Below are 16,523 nucleotides of genomic sequence, written 5' to 3'. Positions count from 1 at the left end.
TTTTTCTTTGATTGATCGATTAGGGAGTCTAGAAGTAACCTTGTTTCTTCCGGTCTTCCATAGCTGTTTCAGAGCGCTTATCGTCAGTCCGGCCGCCACGTTCTGTTTTACGGGCAATGGAGACTTCCTTGATGATATCCTCAATGGTTTTGGCCTCAGACTCCCAAACGCCGGTGCAGGTCATATCGCCAATTGTCCGGCAGCGTACCATGCGGGTTTCCACTGCTGCTTCTTCTTCCGGGCGCTTGTGGATGTATTCGCAATCTGCGAGCAGGGTACCTTCCCGGGCAAAAACGGGGCGCTCATGGGCAAAGTATAGGCTCGGCAGCTCTACGCCTTCCATAGCCAGGTACATCCACACATCCAGCTCCGTCCAGTTGCTGATGGGGAAGATGCGGAAGTGCTCCCCGTAGTTTTTCTTACCGTTGAAGAGGTTCCAGAGCTCCGGGCGCTGATTCTTGGGGTCCCATTGCCCAAACTCATCGCGGTGGGAGAAGAAGCGCTCTTTGGCACGTGCTTTCTCTTCGTCCCTGCGGGCACCACCGAGGGCTGCATCGAATTTGCCTTTCTCCAGCTCTTCGAGCAGGACATGGGTTTGCAGGTAGTTGCGGCTGGCGTTGTACCCTTTTTCTTCTGCGATAGCGCCGCTGTCTATGGCCTCCTGCACGGAGCCAACAATCAGGCGGGCACCCGTCTCTTCGACCAGTTTATCCCGGTATTCGATCGTTTCCGGGAAGTTGTGCCCGGTATCTACATGCAACAGAGGGAAAGGGATATTAGCCGGGTAAAAGGCCTTTCGGGCCAGGTGCACCATCAAAATGGAATCCTTGCCACCGGAAAACATGAGCACGGGGCGCTCAAACTGAGCCGCTACTTCGCGCATAATAAAGATGGATTCTGATTCCAGCTCTTTGAGGTGATTGAGATGATAACTCATAATTGTAGGGTTATTCGCGATAATGAACAGGTGGCTCCTGAGAGGAAGAGCAACTGTGGTTATGCTTTAGATAATTCAATATGTGGTTTTAGAAACTGGAAGACCGCCTCCACGCTCTCTTCCAGGGACTGTTCGTCGGTTTTGATTTCAAGTGCCGGGTGGAGGGGGGGCTCGTAGGGCGCGTCAATGCCGGTGAAACCTTTGATCTGCCCGGCTCTCGCTTTTTCGTAAAGCCCTTTGACATCGCGGGACTCACAGACTTCCAAAGGAGCATTGATGTAAATCTCCAGGAAGTCTTCCGGCCCGATAATCTGACGAGCCATCTCTCTGATTTCCACAGTTGGGCTGATGAATGAGTTGAGGGTGATAATACCGCTGTCCAGGTACAGCCGGGCTATTTCCGCAATGCGGCGGATGTTTTCCTGCCGGTCTTCCGGGCTGAAACTGAGGTTGTTATTAATACCGCTGCGGATGTTGTCCCCATCGAGCACCTGCGCAAAGAAACCATTATTATAAAGGTAGCGTTCCAAATGCTGAGCAATGGTGCTTTTGCCTGATCCGGACAAGCCGGTGAGCCATAGGACTTTACTCCGTTGGCCAAGCCTTCGCTCCCGGTCACTGCGCTGCAGCAGGCGGTCGAAAATAGGGTGGATATGTTCTGTCAAAACGGGTCCTTTTTGTACCCGGAGTGGCCACCGTACAGGTGTTTTCTGGAATTGGCGAGTGCTTGTCAGCCTTGTTGCTGATGTTGGCCGCCCCGGAATACGTTTAACAATTGACACACAAATGAATCGCAAAGAAATAGGTTTTTTACTATTTGCCCAAACCTTTGCCCGCTTGTGTCTGCTGCCCTCGCTTTTGCCGGTGCAAATTTGATAAATTATTTTTACTCTATAGGTTTTATAGGAAATTAAAATCGCTTATGTCCTCTAACCATTTTGAAACCAATGCCATCCGCGGGCAGATGAAGCGCACGGAGCAACGGGAGCACAGTGCGCCACTTTTCCTGACTTCCAGCTTTGTTTTCCCCGGTCCGGAACAGATGGAGCTGGCTTTTCAGGGCGGTACTGATGATAACATCTACAGTCGCTACAGCAACCCGAATACTGACGAGCTGATCCATAAGATTTGTAAAATGGAAGGCGCAGAAGATGGCTTTGCGTTGGCTTCCGGTATGTCGGCGGTATTTGCGAGTATGGCCGCTTTTTTAAAGGCGGGTGATCATGTACTGGCTTCCCGCGCAGTTTTTGGCTCGACTCATCAAATCCTTACAGAGCTCCTGCCGCGGTGGGGCATCACGCATTCTTACGTAGACCCGCTCGATGTGGGCAGCTGGGCAGCGCATCTGCAGCCATCCACTAAGATGCTGGTCCTGGAAACGCCTTCCAATCCCGGCCTTCAACTGATAGACCTTGAGGCAGCGGGCGATTTTGCGAAAGCGTATGGCCTTATTTTCAACGTAGACAACTGCTTCGCCACGCCTTATTTGCAGCAGCCCGGCCGGTATGGTGCCGGGCTCATTGTGCATTCCGCTACCAAATGGATGGACGGGCAGGGGAGAGTCCTTGGCGGTATCGTCGCAGGGAAGGCTGACTTAATCGAAGAACTGCGGTTTTTCTGCCGGCATACGGGCCCTGCCATGTCCCCTTTCAATGCATGGGTGTTATCGAAAAGCCTGGAAACCCTAAGTGTGCGCATGGACCGGCATTGCGCCAACGCCCTGGAAATAGCCAAATGGCTGGAAGCACGACCGGAAGTGGAGCGGGTACACTATCCGCACCTCGAAAGCCATCCACAGTATGCCCTGGCTAAAAGGCAGATGAAGCATGGAGGAGGTATCGTTGCATTTGACCTGAAAGGAGGGCTGGAAGCTGGCCGGCAGTTTCTGAGCCGCATTCAGATGTGCTCCCTGTCTTCTAACCTGGGGGATACGCGCACTATCGTCACCCACCCGGCTACAACGACCCACTCGAAGCTTTCTCAGGCTGACCGGTCATCCGTAGGCATAGGGCCGGGTATGATCCGGGTTTCTGTAGGGTTGGAGCATGTGGAGGATATCCGGCAGGACCTGGCACAGGCACTGGAAGCGTAGCTTTTGGCCTACTTTTTTTTCGCTTGGGCAATAGTTCGCCCATGGCACTCGTTAATGCCGTGTTTAGTAAGTGACGCCCAGCATGGCTTTGCGTCTCAAACCTGACACTTCTAACAAACTAACGATTCTATTATGTCAACCACCAATCCAACGCCTAATCCTTCCGGCCCAACGCCTAATCCCGGACCTGGCAAGAAAGATGACGGGCAACAAAAGTTGAAAATTGCAGCAATCGCTACCATCGCAGTGCTGGCCATCGTGTGTATTGTACTGGTGATTAGCCTGGTCAACAAGAACAACGCTAACGACAGCCTGACCTACGAGCTGAATGAATCGGAGCAGCTGAAGGCTGAACTGGAAAAGCAGTACTACGAGGCCCTTTCTGAGCTGGAAGAGATGCGCGGCAGCAATGAAGAGCTCAACGCACTCATCGAAGCCCAAAAGGCGGAGCTTAAGGAGTCGAAAGACCGTATCGATGTACTCCTCCGCGATAGCCGTCAACTGGCAGAAGCCCGTAAGCAGATCAATGGTATGAACGCTAAGGTTGAGCAATATCTGGCGGAAATCAATCAGCTCCGTCAGGAAAACGAGGAGCTTACAGAGCGGACTGCCGCCCTGAGCCAGGAGAACTATTCTTTGAACTCCAACCTCGACTCTGCCCGCATGCGCAATATGGAACTGTCCTCCGCCCGTGCGGCACTGGTCAGCGAGAAGGAGGCTGTTGAAGCCGACCGGGCTCGCCTGGCTAAGAAGGTAAATATCGCCTCTGTGGTCAAAGTAACGAATGTAGAGGCAGAAGGCCTGAAGCTTCGGGACAATGGCAAAACGACTTCCCGCCGGAGCGCCAAGAACGTAGATCAGCTGAAGGTATGTTTCAACACCACTGCCAATCAGGTGGCTGAATCTGGCGTGGAGGAATTCCTGATCCGTATTGTCAACCCGCTGGGAGAGACCCTCGCGGTGGAGTCTATGGGGTCAGGCGTTTTTGTTAATAATGCCAACGGGGAGCAAATCCGTTACACCATGATCAAGGAAGTAGACTACGACCGCGACGAGCAGCGCCTCTGCCTCACCTGGGCTCCAAGCGAAGCATTTCAGGAGGGTAACTACGAGGTGGAAATCTACAACAAAGGCTACCTCGCCGGCACAAGCAGCTTCCAGCTGAGATAGGAACCGCTAATAGACAGAGCAAACTACGCAGCAGCGCCCGGGCATTATTCGGGCGCTGTTTTTACTTGAGGGCAAATGATTTTGAACAATACCCGGGCCAAATTGATTTTTACGTTTATATAATCTGAAAAAGCTTGTATGAGCGAAAAGAAGGAAGAATTTATCAACCCCATTGACCCGGACAAAATCGCGGAAAACCCGCACAACCTGCCCTATGCCCACACCGTAAGCGGTGTGGAGATCAAACCCATCGACAAAGGAAAGGTGAAGGGCAGGGCGGTCAAAGCCATGTATAAGCAATCGGATATGCAACTGGAGCAAATCCGCAAGCAGATAGAGCTGCTGGCGCAACAGGCTAAAGGTATTCAGGACCGCATCTCCATATCCGAGCAAATCTATAATGCTCAAATGAATTTTGAGCCCTTGATTGGCTTTGTTTACCACCTGTACGAGCGCCGGGACGGCAGCGAATATGTGCTCTCCATGGTCAGCCCGGAAGAGTGGGGCCCTAACCCGCCTTATCGCTTTGTAGCCACGGTGGAGCTGTTGGCAGACCATACCTGGGATGTTTTGCGCAAGGCTTCTGAAACGGAAGAGGACGAAGCTTGATTTTTAATTGCTTCCCGGATCTTCCGGTCTTAAAAAATCAGCTATGCGACTTTTAATTTTTATGTCAGCCTGTTTGTTCCTGATAGGATCAGTAGTCGAGTGGGAGGGGGAGACCTCCCATGAAATGGGCGACCTCATTCGAAATCAGCCTTCGACCCATGAATTTGTTTTCCGGAACGTCAGTGGTGAGCCTGTGGTCATCGATAATGTCCGGACTTCCTGTGGCTGCACAGTACCGGAATGGGACGAAGTGCCAATCGAACCGGATTCCACAGGCGTCATCGCTGTCACCTACGATGCCCGCGACCTGGGCTATTTCAAAAAGAAAGTCAAAGTCTACTTCAGCAATCAGCGAAAAGCGGAGGTGCTCTTCATTGAAGGGTGGGTGGAAGAACTTTAGTGTGTTTTCAACTGCCTGATCTGATCATAGACCGCTATCCCCGCTGCCATTGCCACATTCATTGAGGTATTGACCCCGTACATGGGCAGGTGCATGGTTTGACGGCATAACTCCAGTATTTCCGGTGGGATACCATGCGCTTCCTGTCCGACCACCAAGACGGTTTCCGCCTGCGCTTCCACCTGCGTATAAGGCAGGCTTTGATCCGTGATTTCCAAACCCAAAAAAATATGGTCTTCGGCGAGAGCCTGAGCGCTTTCGAGGTCCACCACGCTATGGGGTACATAGTCTAAGGTAGCCCGGGCGACCCGCCTCACTTTGCGGTGTTCCAGCAGCTCCGCCGGCCCATAGAAGTAAAGGTGGGCCAGGCGTGCCGCATCAGCCAGGCGGAAAAGGCTGCCGATATTCCGCACGTCGGTAATGCCTGCCAGGAGCAGGCTCAGGGGATGCCGGTTGTTGCTAATATTTCGGATATAGGCTTGCAAATCTTCCGGACGGTCATCGTAAAAGGTAGATTGTTTCGGCATAATCGCTGCATCAGTTGGTGCGGAAAGGTAAGGCTTCCTGATTGAAAATTAGGTTGGGCGATTGAAATTGGGCTTCTTAACTTTGGCACTACCGCCCGAAAATCCTCGTTCTTTTTTCAAGTAACACCTCTTTCATGAAAGCCCCGTTATTAATTTCCCTCCTGTTTTTTTGTGGTTTGCCTGGCTTCGGGCAGACCCATATTCAGGTGCTGGGCACTGAGCGCCCTGAAACGGGTCAGCGAATAGTCTGGCACAACAACGCCTTCTATCTCCTGCTTCAGGTGCAAGCCGAGATTGGTGGGGAGAATGCCGTGCTCCTTAAGCTGGATGCGAGTGGCAATATGCTTTGGGCCAGAGCTGTAGGTACGCCCGGGCGTGATCTTATCAACGATCTGGCGCCCCATCAGGATGGTGTCCTTGTCCTGGGCCGGATGGTGGAGCCTGGTAATCCCAATGTGATTGATGATGTTTTTCTGCATTATTTTGAATCCGATGGCACCATTGGCTGGAGCCGCTACTTTGGCCGTACCACCGGCGGGGACGATGAACATGCGGATGCTGTTTTTACAACTGAATCCGGCAATATCGTTGTGGTGATGCATGAGGCCGTAGGACAGGACCGCCCGGCATACGTCACGCTGCTGCAGGACAACGGTAGTCCCATCTGGGGGACACAGCTTCGTCATGAAAGTCTGGACTGGATATTTCCGGCACACGGATTGGAGCACGCCGGCCGGTTTTGGATTGCGGGGGCTGCTTCTCTTGCGGATGGCACCGAGGAAGCCTTTTGGGTTACGCTGAATACGGCTGGTCAGCCCTTGTCCTGGTATTCTATGACGGTAACGGACAATCAGCCCTGCAGCTTCCGCCAGATTATCCCGCTGGAAGAGGGGTGCCTTTTGGTGGGCACTGTAGGTGCGGATACCCCTGATTTATTATTGGTATGGGCGGACGAGAATGGCAATCAGGTCCTAGCCCGGCGTTTCCACGATCCCGAGGGGGCAAATTTGCTGGAGGCCTCCGGAGGGTATCAACAGGCAGACGGCCGGGTAGTAGTCGCAGCCAATCGCTTCGAAGCATCGGGTGGGGTAGAGGGTACGGGCCTTTGGTTGCTGATTGAAGCAGATGGAACGCTTGCTGAATGCCGAAGAATTGGGAAGGGTAAGGAAGTCATTCTGCAACTGATTCCCGGGCCTGCAGGTACCATCGCTGCAACGGGTAGTACTTTCCCGGTTGGTAGCACTGCCGGTGATGCCGCCTTTCTGCAATGGCCGGAAAACTGGTGGGAAGCCCCTGAAAATTGCTTGTCCGTATCTGGTCAGCTGGAGCCAGCGGCTATAGCCTGGAACAGCCGCTCCGGTGGGGCATTCTTGCAGCCCTGGCTGGCAGAAGCCAATCATCAGATGGTGGATGTGCCGTATTTTCCGGATGAAAAATCACCCCTTTGCTGCCCGGATAAGGATACACTCTATGCTTCCATCTGTGCAGGGGAGGCATTTGAAGGCTTCACTACCGCGGGTACGCACCGTTACCAAATTGATAGTGCGGGAGACTGCGGGCTGGACCGGCTTCTGGTATTGGAGGTAAAAGACACTGCAGAGTTCCTTAGTCTGGAAGTGGAACCCTCAGATTGTGATCAGCCGAATGGAAAAATTCGTGTAGCGGCGGTAGGCGATAGCCTTCAATTTAGTTTATCGGGCGGTCCCTTTCAGGCTGAGCCACAGTTTGAAGCGCTTTCGCCCGGTGTTTATACCGTGGCTGTTGAACCGCCCAATGGGTGTATGGCTACGATGGATTCGGTCATTGTCGCTGCAGATTGCCCGGTTTATCTGCCCACCGCTTTCTCCCCCAATGGTGACGGGCGCAATGATGTACTTCAGCTATACACTCCCTTAACAGGAAATGCTGAAGTCCTGATCTTTCAGGTATACGACCGGTACGGTGGGCTGATTTACGAAGCCTCGGGCCCCTTGTCAGCTGTGCAATGGGATGGGCGGGTGAACGGGCAGCTGGTCAATCCGGGCGTCTATACCTGCGTGGGCCGGGTGCAATTGCCTTTTAAGGAAGTAGAGATCGCTCAGGCAGTCACGGTGACGCCTTAGACCGTGTTGGGACTTTAGTAATCGGTCTGTCCCGGTGCACCGGGACACTTTTTTGCTTATACTTCGCCCCGAAAATCCTCATCCGTACGGACTCCGGTTTTCGGCTCTTGTCTAAACAAAAAATTGTTAGTTTTCGACTAGAAGACCAAAATCCCAACACGGTCTTAAAAAAATACCCGGAGCGGCCATTGGCTGCCCCGGGCTTTTTAGCTTGTCATTACGTTTGCGGTTAGCCCATGTAAGGATAGCGGTAATCCGAAGGTGGATTAAAGTTCTCCTTGATAGAGCGGGCAGAGACCCAACGGTAGAGGTTGATGATGGAGCCGGCTTTGTCGTTCGTACCCGAACCTCTGGCACCACCGAAAGGCTGCTGTCCGACCACCGCACCGGTAGGCTTATCGTTGATGTAGAAATTACCTGCCGAATGGCGCAGGCGCTCGATCGCTTTGTGTGCCGCGTAGCGGTCGTTGGAGAATACCGCACCGGTAAGGGCGTAAGGAGAGGTGCTATCCACAAGATCAAGCGTTGCCTCGAAGTCCTCATCTTCGTACACGTAGATGGTCAGTACCGGGCCAAAAATTTCCTCCTCCATAGTGGTGAAGTGCGGATTGCCGGTTACGATGACCGTGGGCTCTATGAAGTAGCCTTCCGATTTATCATAGCCACCACCCACGATGATTTCGGCTTCATCGCTCTTTTTAGCGATTTCGATGTAGTTGGCAATTTTGTCAAAAGCCCGCTCATCGATCACGGCACCCATGAAGTTGCTGAAGTCCTCCACGGTACCCATTTTCACCGTTTTGATGTCCCTGATCAGCCCCTCTTTGAGCGCAGGCCATTTGCTTTTGGGCAGGTAGGCACGGGAAGCAGCAGAGCATTTTTGACCCTGATACTCATAGGCACCACGGACCAAAGCGGTCACCACCTGCTGCACATCAGAGGAAGGGTGCATAACGAGGAAGTCCTTACCGCCTGTTTCGCCAACGATGCGTGGGTAACTGCGGTATTTGGGCAGGTTTTTTCCGATGGTTTGCCAAAGGCTTTGAAAGACTTTTGTGCTTCCGGTGAAGTGCAGCCCGGCGAAGTCCTTGTGCTCAAAAATAATATCACCGGCAACGGGTCCGTCTACCAGCACCAGGTTGATGACGCCATCCGGCAGACCGGCGGCTTCCAGTACCTCCATCAGCAGGCCTGCGGAATAAATCTGAGTTTCTGCAGGCTTCCAGACGACGGTGTTGCCAAGGAGGGCAGGCGCACCGGGCAGGTTGCCGGCAATGGCGGTGAAGTTGAACGGCGTAATGGCAAAGACAAAGCCCTCCAGCGGCCGGTATTCCACCCGGTTCCAGATTGCAGACTCTGGCTCGCTCAGCGGCTGGTCTTCGTACATCTCGGTCATGTACTGCACATTGAAGCGGAAGAAGTCGGCGATCTCAGCCACCGCCTCAATTTCAGACTGATGGGGTGTCTTGGACTGTCCCAGCATCGTAGCCGCGTTCATTTTGTAGCGGTAAGGGCCGGAGATGAGGTCGGCAGCGCGCAGGAAAATGGCAGCGCGTTCCTGCCAGGGCATAGCCTCCCAGGCCGGCTTAGCTTCCAATGCAGCATCAATGGCCATATTGACGTGCTCCGGGCCACCCTTGTAGTAGTGGCCCAGGGTATGCTTTAGCTCATGCGGAGGGTGCATGGCAATTTTGGTGTCAGTTGTAATTTTTTTCCCGCCGATGGTCATGGGGACATCCCGCTGTTCTGCCTTCATGGCTTTGAGCGTCTCCTTGAGGGCTTCCCGTTCCGGAGTGCCGGGTGCGTAGCTCAGAGAAGGTTCGTTGACCGCAGGTGGCGGTGTGAAATATGCATTAGCCATATCACTGGTTTTATCGGTTATGTAATTTTGGCGCGAAGTTAGGGGTTTCCCTTTGCTATTAAAAATGGATCAGTAGGCCGTTTGGTTGAGGTAGGTCCGGATAAACAAAATGGTATCGTATTCGCCTACGTAAACTTTGGTGTCGCTATCGACGGCTTGCTGCAGGCTGACTTTGTATTCCTTGTAAATAGACCGTACAGCGGCAAAGTTGATCTGGGCACGGTCTTCACCAGTGTAAAGCGTGTTTTCATCCTGAATGAGGCCCATATCCCCAAAGATTTCAATCAACAGGCGGTATACGGATGCTTTTTCTTCTGCCCGCCAGGCCAGGTTGATGAAGCCGCCGTACTGGCTGATATAGTTGCGTAGCTTGGTGATTTTGGTATAAAACTGCTGCCCCAACTGTTTGAGTTCAGTCTCCAGCGCTTCAATTTCGGTATTGGCAGCCTTCAGCAGGGAATCCCGCTCCTGCAACTGGGCGGCGAGCAGGGCCTGATCGCCCGTTGCGGCATCCAGGACAGACAGGCGTTTGAGTTGTTCCACCAAAAAATCTGAGGCGTTGGCAGCCTGCCCCGCCTGTGCCGCAAGGCCGGATCGGGTAATCACCTCCTCCAGGCAAGGCCCATCCTCTATGGGGCCTGTTAGGAAATCGGTATTCTGAAAGAGCAGGACTACTGCAGCGACGACTTCCAGGATGAGTGCCGTAAAGAGGGCATTCAGGTAGTTTTCCTTGATGGTTTTAATAACGCCTGTAATCCCAAGCAGGGTGATGATCGCAGTGAGGGAGAAGATGATGATGAAAATCCAGAACAGTGCTTCTTTCATAAAGGGGCAGTAGTTTTCATCGAAACTACGGAAAAAAATACGAGTTTTGCCAGATAAACATTAATCAGATACCACATTTTCTCCGATATGGAAAATCTCGTTGACCTGTTACAGCGTCGTGCAAAAGAGGCACCTGAGTTCACGCCTTTCATTTTTTTGAGGGATGGCGTGTCTGATGAGCAGCCACTGAGCCATCGCCTCTTTGATGAACAGGCCCGGTGTGTAGCGGCTCATTTGCAGGCACGGGGGCTGAAGGGGGAGCGGCTGCTTTTGCTTTTTCCGCAGGGGATAGAGTATCTGATTGCCTTATTTGGCTGTTTCTACGCCGGTGTGATTGCCGTGCCTGCCTACCCCCCCCGTAATAACCGGAACCTACTTCGGCTGCAAGCTATTATGAAGGACTGTGATGCCAGGTTTATTCTGGCAGACCAGAAAGGGGTGGAGTATATGGAAGGCATGCGGGAAGATTTCTCCGCTTACACCTTCCTGCCTATGGAGGAATTGACAGGTACGCCTGCCGAATGGGTGCCGCATCAGGTAGGCCTTGACGATGTGGCCTACCTGCAGTATACTTCCGGCTCTACGGGTGACCCTAAGGGGGTCATCATCCGGCATGAGAATGTTATGGCCAATGTTTACGGCTGTATGCAGACTCACATCCCTAACCTGAAGCGAGTGGTTTCCTGGATTCCTATGTACCACGATATGGGTCTGATTTCCATGCTTTCTTACTTCGTTCTCGGTAATGTGGAGTGCTACTTTATGGCGCCGGTACATTTCATACAGCGACCGGTACGTTGGTTGATGGCCGCAACCCGATATCGGGCAGAATTTATACTTGGCCCCAATTTTGCCTTTGACCTATGTTGCGAGAAAATTGCGGACGAGCAACTTGAAAATATAGACCTCAGCAGTATTCGTAGTGTGGTTTCCGGCTCCGAGCGGGTACGGTGGCGGACCATTCAAGCCTTCTGTGAGCGTTTTGGCCCGGTGGGATTCCCCAAAACCGGATTCCTGCCTTCCTTTGGCCTGGCAGAAGCCACCCTGATTGTAACCACCTCTGCTCTGGATAAAAAGGCGAAAGTCAAAGCTCCCGAATCCGGCCAATCTCTACTGGCATGGGATGACCCGGCGCTGCAAGGCGCTAATCCCGAGCAGGTACAGGTCAGTAATGGAGAGCCAGTAAACGGAGCTAAGGTGGTTATTATTGCTGCCGGTACCACGGAGCCCTGCCCGGAGGGCACGGAAGGGGAAATCTGGGTCAGCTATATCAACTCTATTGCTTCCGGGTACTGGGAACGGCCTGCGGAAAGCAAGGATATCTTCGACAATTATACAGCTACCGGTGATGGCCCCTACCTCCGCACCGGTGACATGGGCTTCCTGATGGATGGGGAGTTGTTCATTACCGGACGGGAAAAAGACCTGATTATCATCCGGGGCGCCAATTACTACCCGGATGATATTGAAGAGGTGGTGGAGCATGCCCATCCTGCCCTTCAGGACAACGGCTGTGCAGCCTTTGCAATAGAAAAATCAGGCCGTGAGCGCCTCGTCCTCGTACAGGAAGTCCGCCGTACCGAGTGGCGCAATGCGGACGAGCAGGAGGTGGTGGACGCCATACGTCAGGCGGTGAGCGAAGTGTTTGAAATTCAGCCCTACGCGATCGCGCTGATCCGGCCTATGAGCCTGCCAAAGACCTCAAGCGGCAAGGTGCAACGCTATGCGGCCCGGGAGGATTACCAAAACGGCGCCCTTAGGATAATGCACGAGTGGATTCAACCTGAAGCAACGGCTATCAGTGCAGGTCCTGTTCCGGAGCCGGGAACGGCTGAATTTGGCGTGCCAGCTATCGTGCAATGGCTGCAGCAGCAAATTGCCGAAAAAGTAAAAATGCCAGTAGCCCAGATCAAAGCCACTGACCCCGTGAAAGCCTATCCGCTGGAATCCGTGGATGCGGTCTTTATCTCCGATGAGCTGTCAGACTGGCTGAAGCTCCGGCTCACCCCGGACACCTTTTGGGCGTTTGATTCCATACAGGAGCTGGCCGAGCATTTGCTCAGGCAATATCAGGAAAACCACGCCTAAGCAGCAGCCATGTTATTTACATCCCTGGATTACTACCTCTTTTTGCCGATTGTCGCCCTGGTGTTTTTCCTTACGCCGGTGCGTTTCCGCTGGGCGTGGTTGCTGGTGGCCAGTTATTACTTTTACATGGACTGGAACCCCTGGTACATCTGGCTGATTGTGGGGTCCACGCTGATTGACTATACAGCTGCCTTGCAGATAGAGGGGGCTGCCAACCGGCAACGAAAAAAGGCATGGCTATGGCTCAGCATCGTGGCCAATCTGGGGTTGTTGTTCACCTTTAAGTATTTCAATTTTCTGAGCGGGGAGGCGGCTAAAGTGGCCCGCCTGTTTCAGCCGGAGTTCGAAGCCTACCATTTGGATATACTCCTGCCGGTGGGGATTTCCTTTTACACCTTTCAGACGATGGCGTACACCATTGATGTGTACAAGGGCTTTACGAAAGCCGAGCGCCACCTGGGGCGTTATGCGCTGTACGTGAGCTTTTTTCCGCAGCTGGTGGCTGGTCCTATTGAGCGCTCCCGGGATTTACTTTCCCAGTTTCATTTTAACTACCAATTCGATTATCAACGAATAGTGGGCGGGCTTCAGCTCATCCTCTGGGGGCTCTTCAAAAAACTGGTCATTGCGGACCGCCTGGCGCTCTTTGTGGACGAGGTTTACGGGCACCCGGCACAGTACGAAGGGTTTACGGTATGGCTGGCATCGGTCTTTTTTCTGTTCCAGATTTTCTGTGATTTTTCTGCCTACACGGATATAGCCATTGGCAGCGCGCGGATACTGGGTGTGCGCTTGTCGCAAAACTTTGAAAACCGGGTGTATGCCATTACCTCTTTCAATAAGTTCTGGCGGGGCTGGCACATCACGCTGACCAACTGGTTCCGGGACTACGTATTTTTTCAGCTGACCCCTATGGGGCGGGGTATGGCGTGGATACTCGTCGCCACGGTCATTTCCTTTACGCTGAACGGCATCTGGCACGGAGCAGAGTGGACATTCCTGATCTGGGGCGGGTTGAATGGCTTGTTTGTGGCACTGGAAGCCTTGCTGTCAAAGCCCGCCGACCGGTGGTTGAGCCAATTCGGATTGTCTAAGGGGAAACCAATACGCTGGCTGGTTGATTTTGCGTTGTTTTTTAACCTGGCGGTGGTAAGCATTATCTTTTTCCGGGCGGTGAATATTCAGGACGCCTTTATGCTCATTGGGCAGTTGCCGAAGGTTAGCCCTATTCAACTGCACGAAAGCATAGCGGATATTGTGGGCGTAAGAGATTTTTTAATCGCAGCAGGTATGTTGATATTTATGGATGTGATGCACCGATTGTTTAGGGGGCAGGATATTGATGCCTATTTCCGCCAGATACCCTGGTGGGCACGTTTAGGCTTTTATGTACTGCTCATCAATTTGATTTTGTATCTGAGAGTACCGGAGCAACAGGCGTTTATCTATTTTGAGTTCTAACGAAATTGAAGTATGAAACAAGCATTGACTGTTGTATCTAAATTGACTTTTTTGTTTTGCTGTACCCTGCTTCCCTTCTTGCTGATTCAACTTCGGGAGGTGCCAGAAAATGATCCTTTTTACCGAAAACTAACTCAGCCTGCCGATCATTTTGTTGCGGGCGACTCAAGAGCATTCCGCGGGGTAGCGCCTACGGTAATAAAATCAGCTTTAGAGCTCGAAGGGGCGTTTTTAAATCTAGCATTTACAGGGGTGCATTCGCCCTATGGACCGTATTACAACCGTTTTCTGAAACGGAAGTTAGCCCGGGGCAACGCTGAATCATTGTTTATACTTGTTGTTTCGCCCTCATCGTTGATGGATTTCAAATTAGCAAAGGCGCCAAGAGAGTCGGATTTTAGGGTTTATGACCTCTACTTTGTCAATATGGACCCCAATCTGGAGTACTTGCTTCGTAGCGGAAATATGGAGGAGCCATTGCTCAATGTTCTGCTTGACAGGGGCAAAGGCAGGGGTGAAGTCAGTAAAACTAAAGAAGACGGTTGGGGGATTCGCATTGACCCTCCCCGGTTACTGGCACCGGAAGAAATAGGGCCGGCTTTTAAAAAGCGCTCAGAACGAAACGCACTTGTGCCCTCGCCGGAGCGCGAAGCAGCGTTTGAGCTACTGGTCCGTGAACTGCAGGAAAAGGGAGAGGTGGCCATTGTACGCATGCCGTTGCCTGGTCAGGTTTGGGCCTATGAACAGACTTTTGCTCCGTTTTTGGACCCGTTTTTGGAAAGGATTGCGGGGCAGGCTAATGTGCATTACCTGAACTACGCGCCTCTGGGCGACGAGTACACTTACCACGATGGACTCCACCATCTGGATAAGAAAAGTGCTATTCGCTTTTCGGAAAAACTGGCATACGATCTAAAGGCTACAGGCTTAGGCTCTAACTAATAACCGTTGTTGATCAAAAGTATGGTTAGTGGCTGTTTAACACAGATCGCCACTTACGTCTTCCACCGCCACCCCCAACGCGTCAGTGCCACCGTAGCCAACAGCGACAGCCCGGTAATGACGACGCCCCGAAGCAATCCCAGCAGCGCATTGCCATTCATACCCTCCACAAAGCCGGCAAGCCCGGAAATTTTTAAGATTGGCCACACCAGCAGCCAGGGAGCTACGTAGGCTATCATCGGGTTGCGGCCCGTACGGGTCAGCCACTGCCAGCCCCGTGCCCGGTAGTGGTCGAGCAAGAGGAAGAAGGCTATAAACAGGAAGGTGGACAGCCCGGCAGTCACGTAGTAGTAGCTCATTGTGGCGTGATCCTTCCGAATGCCACCTTCGTAGGGCTCAAAAGCCATACCTATGATTAGGAAGGCACTGCCCCAGGCCAGCAATTGGCGCAGGAAGCGGGCGGTGGTAGAGCCGTCTTTTCGAAGCAGTAGGGCTGTAAGAGTCAAAATGCCTAACTGCAGCAGGAACAACGGAAAACCCCAGCGGCCAAATAGACCAGTAAGAGATAAAATGACCAGGGCGACCATCAGCCATCCGGTAGCAGTCAGAGAGGAAGAACCATCGCCGGTCTCTCTTTTGGCAGCATAGGCTTGTGCCAAATCACCCACAATGGATCCGGCAAGCACGATATGCAGGTACTGTAAAAAGCTAAAATTGAAGAACCAGGGCAGGGGAGAGCCGTTCCAAAGCACAGCAGTCCAGTTGTCGCCGGCAGATTGGCTGAGGCGAAGGGCGAGCAGTACTGCCAGAAGGGCCAGCCGGGGCAGCACGTTGTTGCGGGTCAACAGCCAGGCCACTGCGCCAAAGAAAGCAACGTTGGACAAGATTAGGATGATGATGTCGGTCCGTTCCAGTGATAAGTAGCGGCTGTCCCCGGGTTTGGGCTCACCGGGTAGCAATAGCAGGTACGCAATGGCCAGTAAGAGCCCGAGGGTATTAAAGTGTTCGTGGTACTTCCACTGCCGTATGCGCGGGTGCGTGCCATAGATGGCAAACAGCAGCACAAAGCCCCCCAAAGCCAGCAGTTGCTCCACGGTGCCCGGGCTGCTTGTCATGTATTGCGGGATCAGATGCTGGTAGAACAAGGCAAAAAAGAACAACCAGCCCCACCGCTTGAAGGCCTGTAAGACGATACGCCACTCCGCCACGCCTTTCCCCAACCGGCTGCGCAGGGAAAACGGAAAAGCCATCCCCATGGCAAAAAGAAACATCGGAAAAACCAAATCCACCCAGGTTATGCCTGCTATACCAGGGGTGAACTGATGTTCAGGAGGCGGTACCTGTGCGTGGTGCATCCATGCGGGCAGCACACCGCCGTGCGCAATATGACCGGATAGGATCATACCGATAATGGCCAGCCCACGGAGGGCATCAAGGGCGGAAGACCGCATTGGAGTTATTGCTGTGCTCAATTTTTGAACTAAAATAGTAAAAAATGAGGCAGTTGCC

General features: G+C 52.8%; 14 protein-coding genes. 8 read left to right on the top strand and 6 right to left on the bottom strand.

The genetic code is table 11. The features are described 5' to 3' along the window. Positions 1–28: 28 nt before the first annotated feature. Both cysD and cysC read right to left on the bottom strand, forming a co-directional pair. The gene (cysD, locus tag ACO08I_RS05660; RefSeq protein ID WP_345894618.1) at positions 29–940 is read right to left on the bottom strand and encodes a sulfate adenylyltransferase subunit CysD; all 912 of its coding nucleotides are present in this window, start codon (positions 938–940) and stop codon (positions 29–31) included. A gap of 56 nt (positions 941–996) precedes the next feature. Further along, a complete protein-coding gene (gene cysC, locus ACO08I_RS05655; RefSeq protein WP_282777208.1) occupies positions 997–1,602 on the bottom strand; it encodes an adenylyl-sulfate kinase in 606 nt (201 codons plus the stop codon). Between the two features lie 257 nt (positions 1,603–1,859). Between cysC and ACO08I_RS05650 the strand changes: the two genes are divergently transcribed. The 4 genes from ACO08I_RS05650 (at position 1,860) to ACO08I_RS05635 (ending at position 5,208) form a co-directional block, all read left to right on the top strand. After that, complete coding sequence (locus ACO08I_RS05650; RefSeq protein WP_282777206.1) at positions 1,860–3,029, top strand: trans-sulfuration enzyme family protein; 1,170 nt, start codon at positions 1,860–1,862, stop codon at positions 3,027–3,029. A gap of 132 nt (positions 3,030–3,161) precedes the next feature. Beyond that, positions 3,162–4,199 (top strand): hypothetical protein, encoded by a 1,038-nt coding sequence (locus ACO08I_RS05645; RefSeq protein WP_282777204.1) that lies wholly within the window; start codon positions 3,162–3,164, stop codon positions 4,197–4,199. Positions 4,200–4,337: 138 nt separating this feature from the next. Continuing rightward, positions 4,338–4,808, top strand: a complete 471-nt coding sequence (locus tag ACO08I_RS05640) for a DUF2452 domain-containing protein (protein WP_282777202.1) — start codon at positions 4,338–4,340, stop codon at positions 4,806–4,808. 43 nt (positions 4,809–4,851) lie between these two features. After that, positions 4,852–5,208 carry a DUF1573 domain-containing protein gene (locus ACO08I_RS05635; RefSeq protein WP_282777200.1) on the top strand — a complete coding sequence of 119 codons (357 nt, stop codon included), beginning with the start codon at positions 4,852–4,854 and terminating at the stop codon, positions 5,206–5,208. On the opposite strand, the gene ACO08I_RS05630 is transcribed toward ACO08I_RS05635, so the two are convergent. Further along, positions 5,205–5,735 (bottom strand): TrmH family RNA methyltransferase, encoded by a 531-nt coding sequence (locus ACO08I_RS05630; protein ID WP_421948770.1) that lies wholly within the window; start codon positions 5,733–5,735, stop codon positions 5,205–5,207. The two genes, ACO08I_RS05635 and ACO08I_RS05630, sit on opposite strands and share 4 nt — an antisense overlap. 134 nt (positions 5,736–5,869) lie before the next feature. On the opposite strand from ACO08I_RS05630, the gene ACO08I_RS05625 reads away from it, so the two are divergent. Continuing rightward, positions 5,870–7,837 (top strand): gliding motility-associated C-terminal domain-containing protein, encoded by a 1,968-nt coding sequence (locus ACO08I_RS05625; RefSeq protein ID WP_421948769.1) that lies wholly within the window; start codon positions 5,870–5,872, stop codon positions 7,835–7,837. 229 nt (positions 7,838–8,066) lie between these two features. On the opposite strand, the gene pruA is transcribed toward ACO08I_RS05625, so the two are convergent. Next, the gene (gene pruA, locus ACO08I_RS05620) at positions 8,067–9,698 is read right to left on the bottom strand and encodes an L-glutamate gamma-semialdehyde dehydrogenase (RefSeq protein WP_421948768.1); all 1,632 of its coding nucleotides are present in this window, start codon (positions 9,696–9,698) and stop codon (positions 8,067–8,069) included. 69 nt (positions 9,699–9,767) lie between these two features. After that, complete coding sequence (locus tag ACO08I_RS05615) at positions 9,768–10,523, bottom strand: hypothetical protein (protein WP_282777193.1); 756 nt, start codon at positions 10,521–10,523, stop codon at positions 9,768–9,770. Positions 10,524–10,610: 87 nt separating this feature from the next. Between ACO08I_RS05615 and ACO08I_RS05610 the strand changes: the two genes are divergently transcribed. From ACO08I_RS05610 to ACO08I_RS05600, 3 genes are all read left to right on the top strand, one after another. Further along, positions 10,611–12,611, top strand: coding sequence for an AMP-binding protein (locus tag ACO08I_RS05610; protein WP_421948767.1), 2,001 nt, complete (start codon positions 10,611–10,613; stop codon positions 12,609–12,611). Between the two features lie 9 nt (positions 12,612–12,620). Continuing rightward, on the top strand, positions 12,621–14,072 hold the full coding sequence (locus ACO08I_RS05605) for an MBOAT family O-acyltransferase (protein WP_421948766.1): 1,452 nt from the start codon (positions 12,621–12,623) through the stop codon (positions 14,070–14,072). 357 nt (positions 14,073–14,429) lie between these two features. After that, positions 14,430–15,014, top strand: a complete 585-nt coding sequence (locus ACO08I_RS05600; protein WP_421948765.1) for a hypothetical protein — start codon at positions 14,430–14,432, stop codon at positions 15,012–15,014. 53 nt (positions 15,015–15,067) lie between these two features. On the opposite strand, the gene ACO08I_RS05595 is transcribed toward ACO08I_RS05600, so the two are convergent. Next, positions 15,068–16,486: a DUF5009 domain-containing protein gene (locus ACO08I_RS05595; RefSeq protein WP_282777188.1), complete on the bottom strand. Its 1,419-nt coding sequence runs from the start codon at positions 16,484–16,486 to the stop codon at positions 15,068–15,070. Positions 16,487–16,523 lie beyond the last annotated feature (37 nt).

The sequence above is a fragment of the Phaeodactylibacter xiamenensis genome (assembly GCF_965229835.1).
Classification (GTDB): Bacteria; Bacteroidota; Bacteroidia; order Chitinophagales; family Saprospiraceae; genus Phaeodactylibacter; species Phaeodactylibacter xiamenensis.
Note: the sequence above shows the minus strand (reverse complement) of the source record. Positions and strands in the feature narration are given on the sequence as shown.